Below are 17,248 nucleotides of genomic sequence, written 5' to 3'. Positions count from 1 at the left end.
TACGAATGAATGCAGGAGTCTACCACTTTCGACCCCTGGCGGCACAGCCTGAGGTTTCACCCGGGCGTGCGCACCGCTAGAATAGCAACCCGGATATAAAATCGTAGCGAGTACCATGAAAAAACCTAACCGCGGCACAAGCGGCCAGATTCGCATTATCGGCGGCCAATGGCGCGGCCGTAAATTACCCGTCCCCGACAGCCCCGGCCTGCGCCCCACTACCGATCGGGTGCGCGAAACGCTGTTTAACTGGCTGGCGCCGCATCTGGTTGATGCCCGCTGCCTGGACTGTTTCGCCGGCAGCGGCGCGCTGGGTCTGGAAGCGCTGTCGCGCTATGCGGCGCGCACTACCCTGATCGAGATGGAGCGCGGCGTGGCGCAGCAGCTTACGCAAAACCTCGCTACACTCAAGGCAACCCAGGGCCAGGTGGTGAACACCAACACGCTGGAGTTCCTGAGCAAGCCGGGCGAACCGCACGATATCGTGTTTGTCGATCCGCCGTTCCGCAAAGGGCTGCTGGAGCAGACCGTCACGCTGCTTGAGCAAAACGGCTGGCTGGCCGACAACGCGCTGATTTATATCGAGAGCGAAGCGGAAGGCGGCCTGCCCGCGCTGCCGGCCTCCTGGCAGCTGCACCGGGAAAAAGTCGCAGGTCAGGTGGCATACCGCCTGTTTTGTCGTGAACCGCAAGGAGCAACCGATGTTAATTAATCTTGGCCGCCTGCTGATGCTGTGCGTGTGGGCCTTCCTGGTGCTGAACCTGTTCCATCCGTTTCAGCGCCCGCTGAACATTTTTGTCAACGTGGCGATGATATTCATGATCATCATGCACGGGCTCCAGCTCACCCTGCTGAAAGCCACCCAGCCGCAGGGCGCACCGCCGATGGGCCGCGGCGAACAGGTGCGTATTTTCCTGTTTGGCGTGTTCGAACTGCTGGCCTGGCAGAAGCGGCAGAAGCTAAAAAAATAGCCGTCCAGACCCGCGTCACGCGGCGTTTTCAGCATCACCTCTGGTCACTGACGTTGTCATTCGTCCCCGACGCCCACTAGACTGAATAGCAGAGTCGTGCGCGTCGGGCGCACGTTACCATATCTGATTCAGGGACTTATCATGCTTTGGTCGTTTATCGCAGTCTGCTTTTCCGCCTGGCTTTACGTTGATGCCTCCTACCGCGGCCCCACCTGGCAACGCTGGGTCTTTAAGCCCGTAACGCTGCTGCTGTTGCTGATTCTTGCCTGGCAGGCACCGATGTTTAGCGCCACCGGCTACCTGATCCTGGCGGGCCTCTGCGCCTCACTGGTGGGCGATGCCCTGACGATGCTGTCGCGTGAGCGCATGCTCTACGCCACCGGCGCGTTCTTCCTGTCGCATCTGCTCTACACCATTTACTTTGCCAGTCAGATGACGCTCTCCTTCTTTTGGCCGCTCCCGCTGGTGCTGCTGGTTATCGGCGCGCTGCTGATCGCCACCATCTGGACGCGTCTGGAGACGCTGCGCTGGGCGGTATGTACCTTTGTGGGGATGACGCTGGTGATGGTTTGGCTGGCCGGTGAGCTGTGGTTCTTCCGTCCGACCGCGCCTGCGCTGTCGGCGTTTGTCGGGGCTATCCTGCTGCTGCTCGGCAATATTGTCTGGCTGGGAAGCCACTATCGCCGTCGCTTTACCGCCGATAACGCCATTGCCGCCGCCTGCTACTTCGCCGGTCACTTTATGATTGTCCGCTCGCTCTATATCTGAACGCTGTATAGCGAGACGCGCGCACTATTACGCTTGACTCTGGAGTAGACTCCAGAGTGTATGCTCCGAAATGAGAAAATTATCATTTCGGAGAGCGCCGGCATGACACATCCTGCTGATGGCAAAAAAGTTCCCCTGTTCGCGCATCTGACGCTGCGTCCGGCCACCGCGCCAGCGGCCCCGCCGGATGCCCGTCCCCCCGAGCCAGGCACCACGCGTTACAGCTGGTACATCGATGGCATGGACTGCCCCGCCTGCGCCCGCAAAGTCGAAAACGCGCTGCGCCCGATCCAGGGCGTTCACCATACGCAGATCGCGTTTGCCAGTGAAAAACTGACCGTGGACGCCACCCGCGACGTGCGTGAAGCGGTCAGCGAGGCGGTTACACGCATCGGCTTTACGCTGCGCGATACCGGCACCACCCCTGCCCCTGAACCCGCACCGTGGCGCGCCCAGCTGCCGTTGATCCTGCTGGCCCTGATGATGGCCATAAGCTGGCTGCTGTCGCACAGCGGTGCGACGCAGGCAGGCGAGCTGGCGTTTATCGTCACCACGCTGGTGGGCCTGTGGCCCATTGCCACCAAGGCGCTGCGTCTGATCCGCAGCGGCAATCCGTTCGCCATTGAAACCCTGATGAGCGTCGCGGCCATCGGCGCGCTGTTTATTGGCGCTACCGCCGAGGCGGCCATGGTGCTACTGCTGTTTCTCATCGGCGAGCGGCTGGAGAGCTGGGCGGCTAACCGGGCGCGCCGGGGCGTGAGCGCCCTGGTGGCGTTGAAACCGGAAACCGCAACCCGGCTGCGCGATGGCGCACGTGAAGCGGTGCCGCTGGCAACGCTGCGTCCGGGGGACGTAATCGAAGTGGCCGCCGGCGGTCGTCTTCCTGCCGACGCCCTGCTGCTCACGCCCTTCGCCAGCTTCGATGAAAGCGCGCTGACCGGCGAATCGGTGCCGGTCGAGCGATGCAAAGGGGAAAAGGTCGCTGCGGGTGCCACCAGCGTTGACCGGCTGGTCGAGCTGGAAGTGGTGTCGGAGCCAGGCGACAGCGCCATCGATCGCATTCTGCGGCTTATTGAGGAGGCCGAGGAGCGCCGGGCGCCGATTGAGCGGTTTATCGACCGCTTCAGCCGGGTGTATACGCCGATAATCATGGGCATCGCCCTGCTGGTGGCCGTTCTGCCGCCGCTGCTGTTCAGCCTGCCGTGGCTCCCGTGGATTTATAAGGGGCTGACGCTGCTGCTGATCGGCTGCCCGTGCGCGCTGGTGATCTCAACTCCCGCGGCGATCACCTCCGGGCTGGCGGCGGCGGCGCGACGGGGCGCGCTGATCAAAGGCGGCGCGGCGCTGGAGCAGCTCAGCCGGGTCCGTCAGGTCGCGTTCGATAAAACCGGCACGCTGACGGTCGGCAGGCCGCAGGTCACCGCCATCGATACGTCAGACGGGGATGAAGCCAGCCTGCTGGCGCTGGCGGCGGCGGTTGAGCAGGGGTCGACGCACCCGCTGGCCCAGGCGGTGGTGCGAGAAGCCGAGGCGCGCGGGCTAACGCTGGGGCGGGCCAGCGGGCAACAGGCGCTTGCCGGAACGGGTATTGAGGCCCAGGTGGACGGGCAGCGGGTGCTGCTCGCCGCGCCGGCCAAACTGCCCGCGGGCATGACGGATGCCGTCTGGCAGGCGCGGATTGAGGCGCGGGAAGCCGCCGGACAAACGGTCATCGCGGTGGTAGTGGATGGCGCACTGCGCGGCATCCTGGCCCTGCGTGACACGCTGCGCGACGATGCCCATCAGGCGGTGGCCGCGCTCAGTGCGCTCGGCGTACAGGGTGTGATGCTGACAGGCGATAACCCGCGGGCCGCGGCCGCTATCGCCAGTGAACTGGGACTGGCCTACCGCGCCGGGCTGCTGCCGGAAGATAAAGTGGCGGCGGTGGCGGCGCTTAACCGCGACGCACCGCTGGCGATGGTGGGGGATGGTATCAACGACGCGCCGGCGATGAAGGCGGCCACCCTCGGGGTGGCAATGGGCAGCGGTACCGATGTGGCGCTTGAAACCGCCGACGCGGCGCTGACCCACAACCGCCTGACCGGGCTGGCCGAAATGATCGCCCTGGCGCGCGCGACCCACCTTAATATCCGGCAGAACATCGCCATCGCGCTGGGGCTGAAAGGGATTTTTCTGGTCACCACGCTGCTCGGCATCACCGGGCTGTGGCTGGCCGTGCTGGCGGATACCGGCGCCACGGTGCTGGTCACCGCCAACGCGCTGCGGCTGCTGCGCCGGGGTAAGGAATAAAACAGGTGCGCGTTGCTTACCCCGCGGGACCACCACCATCCGAAGGGTAAGCAGGCGCACCCGCCACTACATCATGCCCAACAGGCGCGGAAGCCAGAGCGAGATGGCCGGCACGTAGGTGATCAGCAACAGCACCAGCAGCAGCGCCCCGTAGAACGGCAGCATGGCGCGCACCACCACTTCAATCTTCTGCTTGCTCACCGCGCTGGCGACAAACAGCACCGATCCCACCGGCGGGGTGATCAGCCCGATCCCGAGGTTGACCATCATGATCATCCCGAAGTGCACCGGGTCAATTCCCAGGGCGTTGGTGACCGGCAGCAGCACCGGCGTCAGGATCAGGATAATCGGCGCCATGTCCATCAGCGTGCCAATCAACAGCAGCATGATGTTGAGGTATATCAGGATCACGTACTTATTATCCGACAGCGCGGTAAAGAACTCGGTGATGCGCGTCGGAAGCTGCATGTAGGTCATTACCGCCCCAAACGCGGCGGCGAAGCCTATCAGAATCATCACGATGGTGACGGTTTTCACCGTGCGGCACATCAGCTTCGGCAGCTCGTTCCACTTGTAGTCGCGATAGATAAACATGGTAACGAAGAATGCCCACAGGCACGCCACCGCCGCAGATTCGGTCGCGGTGAAAATCCCGGAGAGGATGCCGCCGAGGATAATCACCACCGTCATCAGCCCCCACAGCGCATCAGCCAGGATTTTTACCGCCTGCTTAAACGGGATACGCTCTCCTTTCGGGTAGCCGCGCCGATGGGCAAAGGTCAGGCACATCCCCATCAGGCACAGCCCGAGCAGCAGCCCGGGCAGCACGCCGGCGATAAACAGCGAGGCGATAGAGACGGTGCCGCCCGCGGCGAGAGAGTAAATCACCGAGTTATGGCTGGGTGGAATCAGGATGGCCTGCACCGAACCGCTGGCGGTGACCGCCGCGGCGTACTCCCGGGGATAACCCTTCTTTTCCATTTCCGGGATCATCACGGTGCCGATAGAGGCGGTATCCGCCACCGAGGAGCCGGAAATGGCGCCAAAGAAGGTGGAAGCCACGATGTTCACCAGCGACAGCCCGCCGCGGATGAAGCCAACGAACACATAGGCAAAGTTCACCAGCCGCCGGGCAATGCCCCCTTCCGCCATGATCGCCCCGGCCAGGATAAAGAACGGGATCGCCAGCAGGGTAAATTTGTTCACGCCGCTGGTGATCTGAATCATCAGCGCTTCGAGCGGTAAATCAATCCACAGCGCGCCAACCACGGCGCTGAGCCCCACGGCAAACGCCACCGGCATCCCCAGCGCCAACAGAATGGCGAGGGTGAAAAGCAAAATAAACGCGTCCATCTTTCACCCCTTAACTGTGATTACCAATCATCACCACCGGACGGCTCTCCTGAGAACCGAACAGCAGACGTTCCACCACGAACAGGATCAGCAGCGCCGATCCCACCGGCAGCGGCAGGTAGCTTTCCCCGGAGGTCAGCAGCGGAAACTCGGCCACCGGCTGCTCCCACAGCTCAAGGCACAGCTGGTAGCTGTACCAGAATATCAGCGCCGAAATCACCAGCATCAGCAGATCGACCAGACGCGCGCACAGCCGTTGCAGCGCCGCGGGCAGCCGGTCGGTGAGCATGTTGACCGCGATGTGCGAGCCGGCGCGGTAGCTTACCGCCGCGCCAATAAAGGTGAAGGTGACCATGCAGATAATGGCAATGGGCTCCGGCCATGACTCACCGCGGTTCAGCACGTAGCGCGAGAAGATGCCAATGGGTATCACAATCGTCATCACCAGCAGCGCCAGGCCGGCGATGACCATAGCGAGCATGTACAGCTTATCCATCCATCTCAAATACCAATGGGACATACAGCCTCCAGATTGAGTGCGCCGGTTGCCCGGCGCAGGGAGATCACTTGACGGCAGCGATGGCGTTCATCAGGTCCTGATGTTTTTCGCCAAACTGTTTGCGGACGGGTTCGGTGGCGTTGATGTAGTAGGATTTGTCGATCTCGTGGAACTGCACGCCGCCGGCTTTCATTTTCGCCAGGGCATCTTTGTTGTAGGCATCCCACAGCGTGCGCTGCTCGGCCTGCGCTTCACGGGCCAGGGTCAGGATTTTCTGCTGCTGATCGGCGCTCAGTTTGTCCCACTTCACTTTGGAATAGAGCAGCATTTCCGGGGTGATAAAGTGGCCGCTGAGGGTATAGTTTTTGGCAACCGGCAGGTAGTTGTGCGCCACATAGGTCGGCGGGTTGTTTTCCGCACCGTCGATGACGCCGGTCTGCATGCCGCTGAAGACTTCACTCACGCCCATCGCCACGGCGTTTGCGCCCATCGCTTTCAGCGTGGCAAGCGCCACCGGGCTGCCCTGCACGCGGATTTTCTTCCCTTTCAACTCTTCCGGTTTAACTATCGGGTCGCGGGTAATCAGGTTGCGGGTGCCGGAGTCCATCCAGCCCAGAAACACCAGCCGTGATTTCGGGTTGTTGGTGAGCTGTTCGCCAATAGATTTACCGATATCGCCGTCGATCACCTTGTGCATGTGGTCTTCGTCGCGGAACACGTAGGGCAGCGTAAACACTTCGATATCCGGCAGGATGGCGGCAACCGGCGCCATTGATACACGAATGATATCAATAGCCCCCATCTGCGCCTGCTCAATCATCTGCTTTTCATCCCCCAGCACACCGCCCGGGAAAACTTTGATTTCGAGATCGCCGTTGGTTTGCTGTTTTAATTTCTCACCCATGTTCTGCACGGCCACCACGTTCGGGTAGCCCTGCGGGTGGACATCGGCGGCTTTAATCACCTGCGCGTTAACGGCGACAGGCATCAGGAGAGAGGCACCAGACAGGCACAGGCCGGCCAGCGTTGGCAATAATGTCAATTTCATGTATCGGCTCCAGCAGGTAAAAGTGTAGCGGTACGGTAAGATGTAAAACGTTGTTTTGATTTTCCGTATAAAAAATAGCCTGGGCTGGAAAAGGCCGTGGTGAAGCGCCTCACAAAAGCGATAAATTCTGAAACGGGGGTTTAAAGAGGATGCAAAGCAGGTTCAGGATGAGCCGCTGACGGACTCATCCCGGACGCCGTCACTGGCGTTTACGCAACAGATAGCGGTAGGGCAACGCGTCGGTTTGCTGGGCGAGCAAATCGTGTTCCATAAACGTGCAAAATCCGGGGATATCGCGCGTGGTCGCCGGATCGTCGGCAATAATCAGCAGCGTTTCACCCGTCTGCATGGTGCGTACCGTTTTGCGAACCATCATCACCGGCTCAGGGCAACGCAGGCCCTGGGCGTCCAGCGTGTGGTCGGGACTGGAAAACAGATCGGTCATAATTCTCTCGGGGTTATCAGAAACCGCGCTAGTTTACCCCCGGTAAACTGTGACGCAAGCGACGTTAACGGTTGCGCGTTAATTAACCATTGCAAAGGCGACGTAAAGCAGTATCATGCTGCGGTTTTCAACGCTTGCGCCAGCGGTCTTACCGTTGCGCAATCAGGTTTTCACTGGGTTCCCTCACCCCATTGTTCAAAAAGGTTACATTATGCTGCCCTTATCTTTACGCCAGCGCCGCGCCGCGCTCGTCTGGCTATCGCTGTTCCATTTGCTGGTGATCATCTCCAGTAACTACCTGGTACAACTTCCGGTCTCTGTTTTTGGCTTCCACACCACGTGGGGCGCATTCAGCTTTCCGTTTATCTTTCTCGCCACCGATCTGACGGTCCGCTTCTTTGGCGCGCCGCTGGCACGACGCATTATTTTCGCGGTCATGCTGCCCGCGCTGCTGGTCTCCTACGTGATTTCGGCGCTGTTCTACATGGGAAGCTGGCAGGGCATTGACGCCCTCGCGCACTTCAACCTGTTCGTCGCCCGTATCGCCGCGGCAAGCTTTATGGCCTATGCGCTGGGGCAGATCCTCGACGTCCACGTGTTTAACCGCCTGCGTCAGAACCGCCGCTGGTGGATTGCGCCTACCGCGTCGCTGTTTGTCGGTAACGCCTTCGACACCCTCGCCTTCTTCTTCATCGCCTTCTGGCGCAGCACCGATGCATTCATGGCCAGCCACTGGCAGGAGATCGCGCTGGTGGACTACAGCTTCAAGGTGTTTACCAGCATGCTGTTCTTCCTGCCGATGTACGGCGTGATGCTGAATATGCTGATGCGCAAGCTGGCAGATAAGTCTGAAATCGCCACGTTGCAGGCCGGTTAAGAGCACGCTGCATAAGTTGTGATAACATGGCGGCAGTGCCGATCTGGCAGTCTTATGGAAAGGAATAACGCAATGCGCAAACTGGTTAACTATGTCGGTATTGGCCTGCTGGTGATGGGACTGGCGGCCTGTGATAACAATGACAGCAAGGCGCCCGAACAGGGTTCCGCTGCGGCGGCGAGCACGCCTTCCGGCCAGCCGGTTGAGCTGCTTGACGGCAAGCTGAGCTTCTCCCTGCCGGCAGACATGACTGACCAGAGCGGCAAGCTTGGCACCCAGGCCAACAACATGCACATCTATTCCGATGCCACCGGTCAGAAAGCCGTGATTGTCATCCTCGGGGATAACACCAGCGAAGGGCTGGACGTGCTGGCGAAGCGCCTTGAAGAGCAGCAGCGCACCCGCGATCCGCAGCTGCAGGTGGTGACCAACAAATCCGTTGAACTGAAGGGTCAGACCCTGCAACAGCTCGACAGCATCATCTCCGCCAAAGGCCAGACCGCCTATTCGTCCGTGCTGCTGGGTAAAGTAGATAACAAACTGCTGACCCTGCAGATCACCCTGCCGGCTGACAACCAGCAGGAAGCGCAGAGCGCGGCAGAAAGCATCATCAATACCGTCGTTATCAAGTAATTACGACGGCGTTGACCCGGCCTGAGGCGCATGCGCCTCGGGCCTTTTTTTCATCCGCCACGCCAGAAGCAGCCCCGCCGCACACAGCCCCGCCGCCGCCAGATAGATCACCGGAATACCGGCATAGGCCATCACAAACCCCGCCAGCGGCCCGGTAATCCCCAGCGACAGATCCATAAACACCGTATAGGTGGCGAGCGCGCTGCCCTGGTTTTGCTGCGGTACCGCCTTCACCGCCACCACGCCGAGCGCCGGGAAGATCAGCGAGAAACCGGCCCCGGTCAGGAAGGTGCCCGCTTTTGCCATCCAGGGATCGACCGCGAAGCCCACCAGCAGCAGGCCGAGCGTTTCCACCGTGAAGCACAGCATCGAGACGTTCAGCCCACCCAGCCGGGCAATGGCGTTCGGGAAAAGCAGCCGGGCGCCGACGAAAGCGCAGCTGAACAGCGTCAGCGCAAAGGCCGCGCCGTCCCAGCCTTTGGCGTCGTAGAACAGCGTGATGAAGGTGGCGATCACCCCGAAACCGGCTGAACCGAGCGCCAGCGCCATGCCGTAGAGCCAGACGCGCCCGAGCACCGCGCGAAACGGCAGCGGTTTACCCTTGCTGGCCTTCACCGCGGCGCGGGGCAGCGCGCACAGGATCGCCAGCAGCGCGACCGCCATGATGGTCCATGCCAGCCCCTGCAGGCCGATCTGCTGATAGCAGAGCACCCCGAGCGGCGCACCGAGGGCCATCGCGCCGTAGGTGGCGATGCCGTTCCAGGAAATCACCCGGCCAATATGCAGCGACCCCACCACGCCCACGCCCCACAGCGTGGCACCGGTGCCGGCGAAACTCTGCCCGGCGCCCAGGATGACGCGTCCGAGGCACAGCAGCGCGAGGCTCAGCAGCGGCCAGCCGGTGGTCAGCCCCGCCAGCAGGTAGCTCATGCCGCTCAGGAAGCAGCCGCACAGGCCGATCACCACGATCTTTTTCGGGCCGAACAGATCGGCGTAGCGCCCGGCGTGCGGACGGGTCAACAGCGTGGCGAGGTATTGCAGACTGATAGCCAGCCCCGCCCAGAACGCGCTGAAGCCCATGACGTCGTGGACATAGCCGGGAAGCACTGCAAGGGGAAGGCCGATGGTCAGATAGCTGGCGAAGTTAAAGATAACTACCGAGACGATACGTAGATTGAGGCGGAACCCGCTGAGGACAGGCTCGTCGGCATGGCCGGACATAACATTCACCGCGATTTTAAAACGAAGGTTCAGTATAACGATTTCAAATTAAAGCGGAAGCAATGCAGTTTCAGACAGCCGCCCTCCGCGTCCGGCTCGCCACGCACTACACTAAACAGGCTAACAATAAAAAGGGACTCCACATGACTACACCGCAGAACGACAAGCCCGGCCTGCATATGCTGCAGAAGCTCGCCGCGCTGGTCATTATCCTCGCGGGGATCCACGCTGCCGCCGATATTCTGGTGCCGCTGCTGCTTGCCGCGTTTTTTGCTATTGTCCTCAATCCGCTGGTTACCTGGTTTATCCGTCGCGGCGTTAACCGCCCGATGGCGATCGCCATTGTCGTGGTGGTGATGCTGATTGGCCTGACCGCACTGCTGGGGGTGCTGGCGGCCTCGCTCAATGAATTTATCGCCATGCTGCCGAAGTACAATAAGGAGCTGACGCGTAAACTCTATAACCTGCAGGAGTATCTCCCGTTCCTCAACCTGCACGTCTCGCCCGAGCGCATGCTGCGACGTATGGACTCCGACAAGATGATGACCTTCGCCACCACTCTGATGACTGGTCTCTCCGGTGCGATGGCGAGTATCGGCCTGCTGGTGATGACGGTGGTGTTCATGCTGTTCGAAGTGCGCCACCTGCCCTACAAACTGCGCTTTGCCCTGTCCAATCCGCAGATCCATATCGCCGGCCTGCACCGCGCCCTGAAAGGGGTGAGCCACTACCTGGCGCTGAAAACGCTGATCAGCCTCTGGACCGGGCTGATTATCTGGCTGGGACTGATGCTGCTCGACGTGCAGTTTGCCCTGATGTGGGGCGTGCTGGGCTTCCTGCTCAACTACATTCCCAATATCGGCTCGGTGCTCTCCGCCATTCCGCCGATGATCCAGGCCCTGCTGTTCAATGGCTTCTACGAGTGCGTGATGGTCGGTGCCCTGTTCCTGGTAGTGCACATGGTGCTCGGGAATATGGTGGAGCCGCGCATGATGGGGCATCGCCTCGGCATGTCCACGCTGGTGGTGTTCCTGTCGCTGCTGTTCTGGGGCTGGCTGCTTGGCCCGGTGGGGATGCTGCTTTCGGTGCCGCTGACCAGCGTATGTAAGATCTGGATGGAAACCACCCACGGCGGCAGCAAAATCGCCGTGCTGCTGGGCCCAGGCCGACCCAAAAGTCGCCTGCCCGGATAGCCCCAAAAAAAAGCCTGCATATGCAGGCTTTTTTATTTCCGGGTGCCGGACTTATTTCAGGTTTTCCGGGAAGTTATCCGGCAGTTCGCTGGCCGCGCAGGCAATCACGTCGTTGTTGTCTGGCCCACAGTCGCGCACGAAGGTGATCGTGGCAAACTCGTCAATCACTTCGGTGGGGTAGGCTGGCCCGGCGTCGCGATACGACATCATCAGCGGGATATGGTCGTTCTGGAAGCAGACGGTTTTTTCCGGGTTATTGATGACCCAACGCGGGAAGAAAATGGTGCCGTGGAACAGTTTGTCGCCGAGGTTAACGATCAGGCTCACGTCGGTCCCGGTCGGTTCGGTCCAGGAGATTTTATAGATGCTTTCACCGACGCGCACGATAAAGGCCTGCTGGTCTTTCACCCACCGGTTTGCCACGATGCCGCTGTGGATACGGTAGTCGAGCGTGCGCTCGTTTTTCACGTAAATCTCGTAGTTCCAGCCGTTATCGTAGGTATAAACCAGATGTTTGCCGACGAAGCCGCTCAAATCGTGTTTATCAAAGGTGTTCATAATGTGCCTCCTTATTCTCGATGCACACAGGTTACTGCTTTAAAAAGTCGATGAATAACGCTACTTTTAGATGAAATTAATCCATTTTTTAAATCAGTTATGCATAAAACGACGCTTGAACAGTGGGCGCTGCTGGAAAAGGTTGTCGCGCTGGGCAGCTTCGCCAGAGCGGCGGAAGACACTCATCGCAGCCAGTCCTCGGTGAGCTACAACCTGGCGCTGCTTCAGGAGCGGCTCGGCGTCGCGCTGCTCCACCCCGAAGGCCGCCGGGCGGTGTTGACCCCGGCAGGTGAACTGCTGCTGACGCAGGTGCGGCCGCTGCTGAAAGCCTTTGCCGGGGTAGAAGCCCGCGCCGCCACGCTGCGTGATGGCCTGCGCACCCGCCTCGATCTGGTGGTGGACAGCATTTTTCCGCGCCCGCGGCTGTTCGCCATCCTGCGTCAGTTTCAACAGCGCTACCCGCAAACCCAGGTCCATTTAACCGAAGTGCTGGAGAACGCCGGCCTGGACGCCCCCGCCAGCGCCGAGGCGGACGTCATGGTCCTCACCCGCCGCCAGGATGTGACCGGCCGGGGGCAGTGGCTGATGAATATTGATTTCGTCGCCGTTGCCCATCGCGATCACCCTCTGCTCAGCGTCGCGTCACTGGACGATGAAACCCTGGCGCAGTGGCCGCTGATCCGCATTGCCGATCGCGATTCCGCCGGCCAGTCCACCAGCGAAGCCTGGACGTTTTCCACCATCGACGCCGCCATTGACGCGGTGATGTATCAGGTCGGCTACGGCTGGCTGCCGGAGGAGCGCATCCAGCCGCAGCTAGCCTCCGGCGTGCTGCGCCGCCTGCCGTTAAACCACGGCGCACGCCGCGCGACCCCGCTGCACCTGATTGTTAAGAACGATCACACCCCGCTTGATGAACAGGTGGCGCTGCTCATCGCCCTGCTCAGCGCACCGTAGCAGCTGCTACGCTTAAGGGTCTGACGCGTAACCCTTACTGGAGCAGTTTATGAAAATCGATCTAACGGGAAAAGTGGCGCTGGTCACCGCCTCCACCGGCGGTATCGGCTTTGCCATCGCCCGCGGCCTGGCGGAAAGCGGCGCGGAAGTGGTGATTAACGGCCGCAGCGAAGCGACCGTGAACAAAGCGATTCAGACCCTGCAACAGGCGGTGCCGGGCGTCGCGGTGCGCGCTTCCATCGCCGATCTCAGCGACGCCCAGGGCGTGGAAACCCTGCTGCGTACCGTGCCCCACGCCGATATTCTGGTGAACAACGCCGGCATCTTCGGCCCGCAGGACTTTTACGCCACCGATGACGAGACGTGGGAAACGTACTGGCAGACCAACGTGATGTCCGGGGTACGCCTGTCGCGCGCCCTGCTGCCGGGCATGATTGCCCGCGGCTGGGGCCGGGTGGTGTTTATCTCCTCGGAATCGGCGCTGAATATTCCGGCGGATATGATCCACTATGGCGTCACCAAAACCGCCCAGCTCTCGCTGGCGCGTGGCCTGGCGAAGTTTGCCGCGGGCAGCGGCGTCACCGTCAACAGCGTACTGCCGGGGCCGACAATGTCGGACGGCTTTGCCGCCATGATGAAAGATGAGATGGAGAAGAGCGGCAAGTCGCTGGAGACGGTCGGAAAAGAGTTTGTGATGGCCAACCGTCCCAGCTCGGTTATCCAGCGCGCCGCCAGCGTAGAGGAAGTGGCCAACATGGTGGTGTACGTCTGCTCCATGCAGGCTTCCGCCACCTCCGGCGCAGCGCTGCGCGTTGACGGCGGCGTGGTGGACGATATCGTCTGATGCCAGAAACTCGCCCCGCCGAGGCGGGGCAAGACGTCTACTGCACGGCAACCGGCCACTGATTCAGCCGGATGCCGCGCTTCGGCGCGCTTTCACCGAAGTCCGCCAGCACCGCCTTCACGTCCGGGTCGAGATACTCGGCGTTGTCATGCTCAACAATCACTACGCTGTTTTCCGGGATCTCATCCAGGAGATGTTGCAGGCGCGGGTTGTGCATAAAGGTGAGGTTCTGCTGGAAGCGCAGCACGTAGTGATCGTCATACCGGGTCAGCTGGAGCGCATTCCGGTGGCTCTTATAGACGCTGTAGAGGATCTGCGCCGCGAAGCCCAGCGCGATACCCGCCAGCATCCCGAAGGCAATAATCCCGACGATGGTGACCAGAAACGGCACGAACTGCTGCGGGCCCATGCGCATCTGCTCGACGAACAGGCGCGGCGTCGCCAGCTTGTAGCCGGTCCAGAGCAGCACCGCCGCCAGGCTTGCCAGCGGGATAATCGTCAGCAGCGCACTGAACCACAGGCCGCACACCAGCAGCAGCGCGCCGTGGATAAAGATCGACAGCTTTGTCTGCGCCCCTACGCTGACGTTGACCGAACTGCGCACAATCACCGCGGTGATTGGCATCGCCCCCACCAGCCCCGCCGTCAGGTTACCGATCCCCTGGGCGACCATCTCTTTGTTGGGTGACGGCGCGGGATGCTGCGGACGCAGCTTCTTCAGGGCTTCCTGGCTCAGCAGGGTTTCCAGACTCGCCACCAGCGCCAGGGTGATGGCGACCGTATACACCGCCGGGTTCTGCCACGCCTGCCAGTCTGGCCTGTCCAGCCCGGCTACCAGCTCACGCAAGCTGCCGAACTCAGGCAGCGTAATGCGCGGCAGTTGCGTTGCCCACTGCGGTTGAACGTGGGGGATCAGCAGCGTCATCGCCCCACCGGCGGCCACGGCAATCAGCGGGCCGGGGATCCAGTTCAGTGCCTTGATGCGCTTGAGCGCCGGGGTGGTCCACAGCCAGAGGATAATCAGCCCGCCACCGGCAACCAGCATGGCCGGCAGCGCAAGCGGCGTCTGGCCGCTGAACAGTTCGCGCAGGCTGCTGCTTTCCGCCGCCCCCAGCGCGACCGGCAGCTGCTGCATGATGAGCAGGATGCCGATGGCGGCCAGCATCCCTTTGATCACGCTGCCCGGCACCAGCGAAATAAAGCGTCCGGCGCGCACCATCCCGAGAACGATCTGCAGGCACCCGGCTAACGCCAGCGCCAGCAAGAAGGCGGAGAACGAGCCGAGGCTTTCGACCGACGCCACCACGATGGTCACCAGCCCGGCCGCCGGGCCGCTAACCGCAAAGCGCGACGGGCTGAGCGCCGTGACCAGCAGGCCTCCGATGACGCCGGTTAGCAGTCCGACGAACGGCGGAAGCCCACTGGCCTGAGCAATGCCCAGGCACAGCGGCAGCGCCACCAGAAACACCACCAGCCCGGCGGGAATATCCTGACGTAAGGTTGCAAGCTTCATGGCGTTTCCCCCTCTGCCGACTGCTCTGCCAGAATTTTAAGGTGGCCGGTTGCCAGATCGTAGACGCAGCCGTACAGCCCCAGCTCACGCCCCGACTGCCACACCGCCCGTACCGGGTCGCTCTGCGCCAACAGCGCAAACTGCGACATCACGTTGGCCTCTACCAGCTGATTGAGCGCGGCGGTATCGTCCTCCTCCTCGCAGGTGCGAATGCCGGAGGCGATGCTGGCGCGCAGCTGGGTGATGCGCCGCGCCAGCGCCGACTCCTCCTTCGCCAGCGGGCTGTCCGGCAGCGCCATCGCCGCCTGCACGCCGCCGCAGCCGTAGTGGCCGCACAGCACCACCCGCTCCACGTTCAGGTAGTGCAGGGCGTACTGCAGCACGCTCATAAAGTTGTCGTCGCGGGTGTCGACCATGTTGGCGATGTTGCGGTGAACGAACAGCTCGCCGGGGTGGGAGCCGGTCAGCACTTCGGCAGGTACCCGGCTGTCGGAACAGCCTATCCACAGCGAATGAGGCTGCTGCTGGTGAAGGTATTTTTCGAAATATTCGGGGTCCCGCTGGCGACGCTGGAGCGCCCAGCTACGATTTCTGGCCAATAACGGTTTCAGTGTGGTCACGGTGTGGCTCTCCTTAGGCAACTATTTCCACGCCCCGGCTGACATGCCACAGAGACATATCCCGGCCCGGACATTACGACGGAAAATAAGATGTAGCAGTTTCGGAGATAAATTATCCCTGAGGAAAATCTGATAAAGGAAATTAATTAATTAGTGTCAATGAAGTGTCGGTTTTTATTAAATTCGGGTAAATTCGCCCGTGCGTCACTGCATCAAAGCGGGATTTTCAATTATAAATAAAAACAGATAGTTAATTGATAATCAGCGATAAGATTTACTTATTTGTTGCTATAGAAGAGGCGTGCGGTAAATTTTTGTCAACAAGATGAATAATCAGAATTATTAAACCATTATAGTAACTCAGGTTATTCGACGCGCGTGCTTTTACACCCATAATTATCAGTTCTGGCTCATTTAATTGAGGATGACACATGCTCCGGAAATATATTCAGGGTTCGTTGGCTGCCACACTGTTATTTACCGCCCAGGCTCAGGCGGCGAGCTATGGCGAAAATCTGGAGGGGTTCGCCTACCCGTGGCCGCTCCAGCATAGCAATTTTACCTCCCAGCAGCAGACGCTACGCATGGGCTATATGGATATCAAACCGCAGAACGCCAACGGTCAAACCGTGGTGCTGCTGCACGGCAAAAACTTCTGCGCCGCAACGTGGGAAGGCACCATCCGCGCCCTGAGTGAAAAGGGCTATCGCGTGGTGGCCCCGGATCAGATTGGCTTCTGCACCTCAACCAAACCGAAAAGCTACCAGTACAGCTTCCAGCAGCTTGCGGAAAACACGCACCGGCTGCTGGAAACGCTGGGCGTTGATCGCGCCATCGTGATGGGTCACTCCACCGGTGGAATGCTGGCGACGCGCTATGCCCTGATGTATCCCGAGCAGACTGAAAAACTGGTGATGGTGAACCCGATTGGTCTTGAAGACTGGAAAGCCAAAGGGGTGCCGTGGCGCAGCGTGGATGAGTGGTACAAGCGCGAACTGAAAACCAGCGCGGAGAGCATCAAGGCCTATGAGCAGAAAACCTACTACATGGGCCGCTGGAAGCCGGAGTACGACAAGTGGGTGGATATGCTGGCGGGTATGAACAACGGGCCGGGCAAAGCGAACGTGGCCTGGAACTCGGCGCTTATCTACGACATGATCGCCACCCAGCCGGTGGTGTATGAATTTCCGCACCTGAAGGTACCGACCACGCTGTTTATCGGCACCGGCGATACCACGGCACCGGGCAGCGACACCGCGCCGGACGCGGTTAAAAAGGCAGTGGGTAACTATCAGGAGCTGGGTAAAGCCGCGGCGAAGGCCATTCCGAATGCCACGCTGATTGAGTTTGACGGTATGGGCCACGCTCCGCAGATGGAGGCACCGGAGAAATTCCACGCCCTGCTGCTGGAAGCGCTGGCGAAATAAAAAAGGGCTGGCATTGCGCCAGCCAAAACACT

18 protein-coding genes are annotated in these 17,248 nt (G+C 60.7%); 10 read left to right on the top strand and 8 right to left on the bottom strand.

The window, feature by feature from the left end; genetic code table 11:
* The first annotated feature begins 115 nt into the window (after positions 1–115).
* From rsmD to zntA, 4 genes are all read left to right on the top strand, one after another.
* The gene (gene rsmD, locus DW58_RS19140; protein ID WP_029593349.1) at positions 116–712 is read left to right on the top strand and encodes a 16S rRNA (guanine(966)-N(2))-methyltransferase; all 597 of its coding nucleotides are present in this window, start codon (positions 116–118) and stop codon (positions 710–712) included.
* Positions 702–971 (top strand): DUF1145 family protein, encoded by a 270-nt coding sequence (locus tag DW58_RS19135; protein WP_024550610.1) that lies wholly within the window; start codon positions 702–704, stop codon positions 969–971. The genes rsmD and DW58_RS19135 overlap by 11 nt, the downstream gene beginning before the upstream one ends.
* A 141-nt stretch (positions 972–1,112) precedes the next feature.
* The gene (locus DW58_RS19130) at positions 1,113–1,739 is read left to right on the top strand and encodes a lysoplasmalogenase (protein ID WP_024550609.1); all 627 of its coding nucleotides are present in this window, start codon (positions 1,113–1,115) and stop codon (positions 1,737–1,739) included.
* A gap of 102 nt (positions 1,740–1,841) precedes the next feature.
* Positions 1,842–4,028: a Zn(II)/Cd(II)/Pb(II) translocating P-type ATPase ZntA gene (gene zntA / locus DW58_RS19125; protein ID WP_024562688.1), complete on the top strand. Its 2,187-nt coding sequence runs from the start codon at positions 1,842–1,844 to the stop codon at positions 4,026–4,028.
* 66 nt (positions 4,029–4,094) lie between these two features.
* Here the strand turns inward: zntA and DW58_RS19120 are convergent, their stop codons facing one another.
* The 4 genes from DW58_RS19120 to tusA all read right to left on the bottom strand — a co-directional run bounded on the left by DW58_RS19120 (position 4,095) and on the right by tusA (position 7,373).
* A complete protein-coding gene (locus DW58_RS19120; protein ID WP_024550169.1) occupies positions 4,095–5,381 on the bottom strand; it encodes a TRAP transporter large permease in 1,287 nt (428 codons plus the stop codon).
* A gap of 10 nt (positions 5,382–5,391) precedes the next feature.
* Positions 5,392–5,901, bottom strand: coding sequence for a TRAP transporter small permease (locus tag DW58_RS19115; RefSeq protein WP_024550168.1), 510 nt, complete (start codon positions 5,899–5,901; stop codon positions 5,392–5,394).
* 43 nt (positions 5,902–5,944) lie between these two features.
* The gene (locus DW58_RS19110; RefSeq protein ID WP_024550167.1) at positions 5,945–6,928 is read right to left on the bottom strand and encodes a TRAP transporter substrate-binding protein; all 984 of its coding nucleotides are present in this window, start codon (positions 6,926–6,928) and stop codon (positions 5,945–5,947) included.
* A gap of 199 nt (positions 6,929–7,127) precedes the next feature.
* Positions 7,128–7,373 (bottom strand): sulfurtransferase TusA, encoded by a 246-nt coding sequence (gene tusA, locus DW58_RS19105; RefSeq protein WP_024550166.1) that lies wholly within the window; start codon positions 7,371–7,373, stop codon positions 7,128–7,130.
* Between the two features lie 211 nt (positions 7,374–7,584).
* Here tusA and DW58_RS19100 point away from each other — a divergent pair, with 211 nt between their 5' ends.
* Both DW58_RS19100 and DW58_RS19095 read left to right on the top strand, forming a co-directional pair.
* The gene (locus DW58_RS19100; RefSeq protein WP_024550165.1) at positions 7,585–8,250 is read left to right on the top strand and encodes a 7-cyano-7-deazaguanine/7-aminomethyl-7-deazaguanine transporter; all 666 of its coding nucleotides are present in this window, start codon (positions 7,585–7,587) and stop codon (positions 8,248–8,250) included.
* A gap of 72 nt (positions 8,251–8,322) precedes the next feature.
* On the top strand, positions 8,323–8,883 hold the full coding sequence (locus DW58_RS19095) for a DcrB family lipoprotein (RefSeq protein WP_024550164.1): 561 nt from the start codon (positions 8,323–8,325) through the stop codon (positions 8,881–8,883).
* Here the strand turns inward: DW58_RS19095 and DW58_RS19090 are convergent, their stop codons facing one another.
* Positions 8,884–10,104, bottom strand: coding sequence for an MFS transporter (locus DW58_RS19090; RefSeq protein ID WP_024550163.1), 1,221 nt, complete (start codon positions 10,102–10,104; stop codon positions 8,884–8,886).
* A gap of 143 nt (positions 10,105–10,247) precedes the next feature.
* Between DW58_RS19090 and DW58_RS19085 the strand changes: the two genes are divergently transcribed.
* Positions 10,248–11,297 carry an AI-2E family transporter gene (locus DW58_RS19085; RefSeq protein ID WP_024550162.1) on the top strand — a complete coding sequence of 350 codons (1,050 nt, stop codon included), beginning with the start codon at positions 10,248–10,250 and terminating at the stop codon, positions 11,295–11,297.
* Between the two features lie 51 nt (positions 11,298–11,348).
* Here DW58_RS19085 and DW58_RS19080 read toward each other — a convergent pair whose 3' ends face one another.
* Complete coding sequence (locus DW58_RS19080; RefSeq protein ID WP_024550161.1) at positions 11,349–11,855, bottom strand: phenolic acid decarboxylase; 507 nt, start codon at positions 11,853–11,855, stop codon at positions 11,349–11,351.
* 99 nt (positions 11,856–11,954) lie between these two features.
* On the opposite strand from DW58_RS19080, the gene DW58_RS19075 reads away from it, so the two are divergent.
* The gene (locus DW58_RS19075; RefSeq protein ID WP_024550160.1) at positions 11,955–12,812 is read left to right on the top strand and encodes a LysR family transcriptional regulator; all 858 of its coding nucleotides are present in this window, start codon (positions 11,955–11,957) and stop codon (positions 12,810–12,812) included.
* Between the two features lie 49 nt (positions 12,813–12,861).
* Entirely contained in the window at positions 12,862–13,656 is a 795-nt protein-coding gene (locus DW58_RS19070; protein ID WP_029593346.1) for an SDR family NAD(P)-dependent oxidoreductase, read from the top strand.
* A 37-nt stretch (positions 13,657–13,693) separates the two neighbouring features.
* On the opposite strand, the gene DW58_RS19065 is transcribed toward DW58_RS19070, so the two are convergent.
* Together DW58_RS19065 and DW58_RS19060 are read right to left on the bottom strand one after the other, a co-directional pair.
* Positions 13,694–15,169 (bottom strand): SulP family inorganic anion transporter, encoded by a 1,476-nt coding sequence (locus DW58_RS19065; RefSeq protein ID WP_029593344.1) that lies wholly within the window; start codon positions 15,167–15,169, stop codon positions 13,694–13,696.
* Positions 15,166–15,789 (bottom strand): carbonic anhydrase, encoded by a 624-nt coding sequence (locus DW58_RS19060; protein ID WP_024549527.1) that lies wholly within the window; start codon positions 15,787–15,789, stop codon positions 15,166–15,168. Before DW58_RS19060 ends, DW58_RS19065 begins: the two co-directional genes overlap by 4 nt.
* 431 nt (positions 15,790–16,220) lie before the next feature.
* Between DW58_RS19060 and DW58_RS19055 the strand changes: the two genes are divergently transcribed.
* Positions 16,221–17,216 (top strand): alpha/beta fold hydrolase, encoded by a 996-nt coding sequence (locus tag DW58_RS19055; RefSeq protein WP_024549526.1) that lies wholly within the window; start codon positions 16,221–16,223, stop codon positions 17,214–17,216.
* The last annotated feature ends 32 nt before the right edge of the window (positions 17,217–17,248 follow it).

Origin of the sequence: Siccibacter turicensis LMG 23730, from assembly GCF_000463155.2 — a bacterium.
In the GTDB taxonomy this organism is placed as follows: Bacteria; Pseudomonadota; Gammaproteobacteria; order Enterobacterales; family Enterobacteriaceae; genus Siccibacter; species Siccibacter turicensis.
The sequence above is the reverse complement of the archived record's forward strand: the minus strand, read 5'-3'. Positions and strand labels throughout refer to the sequence as shown.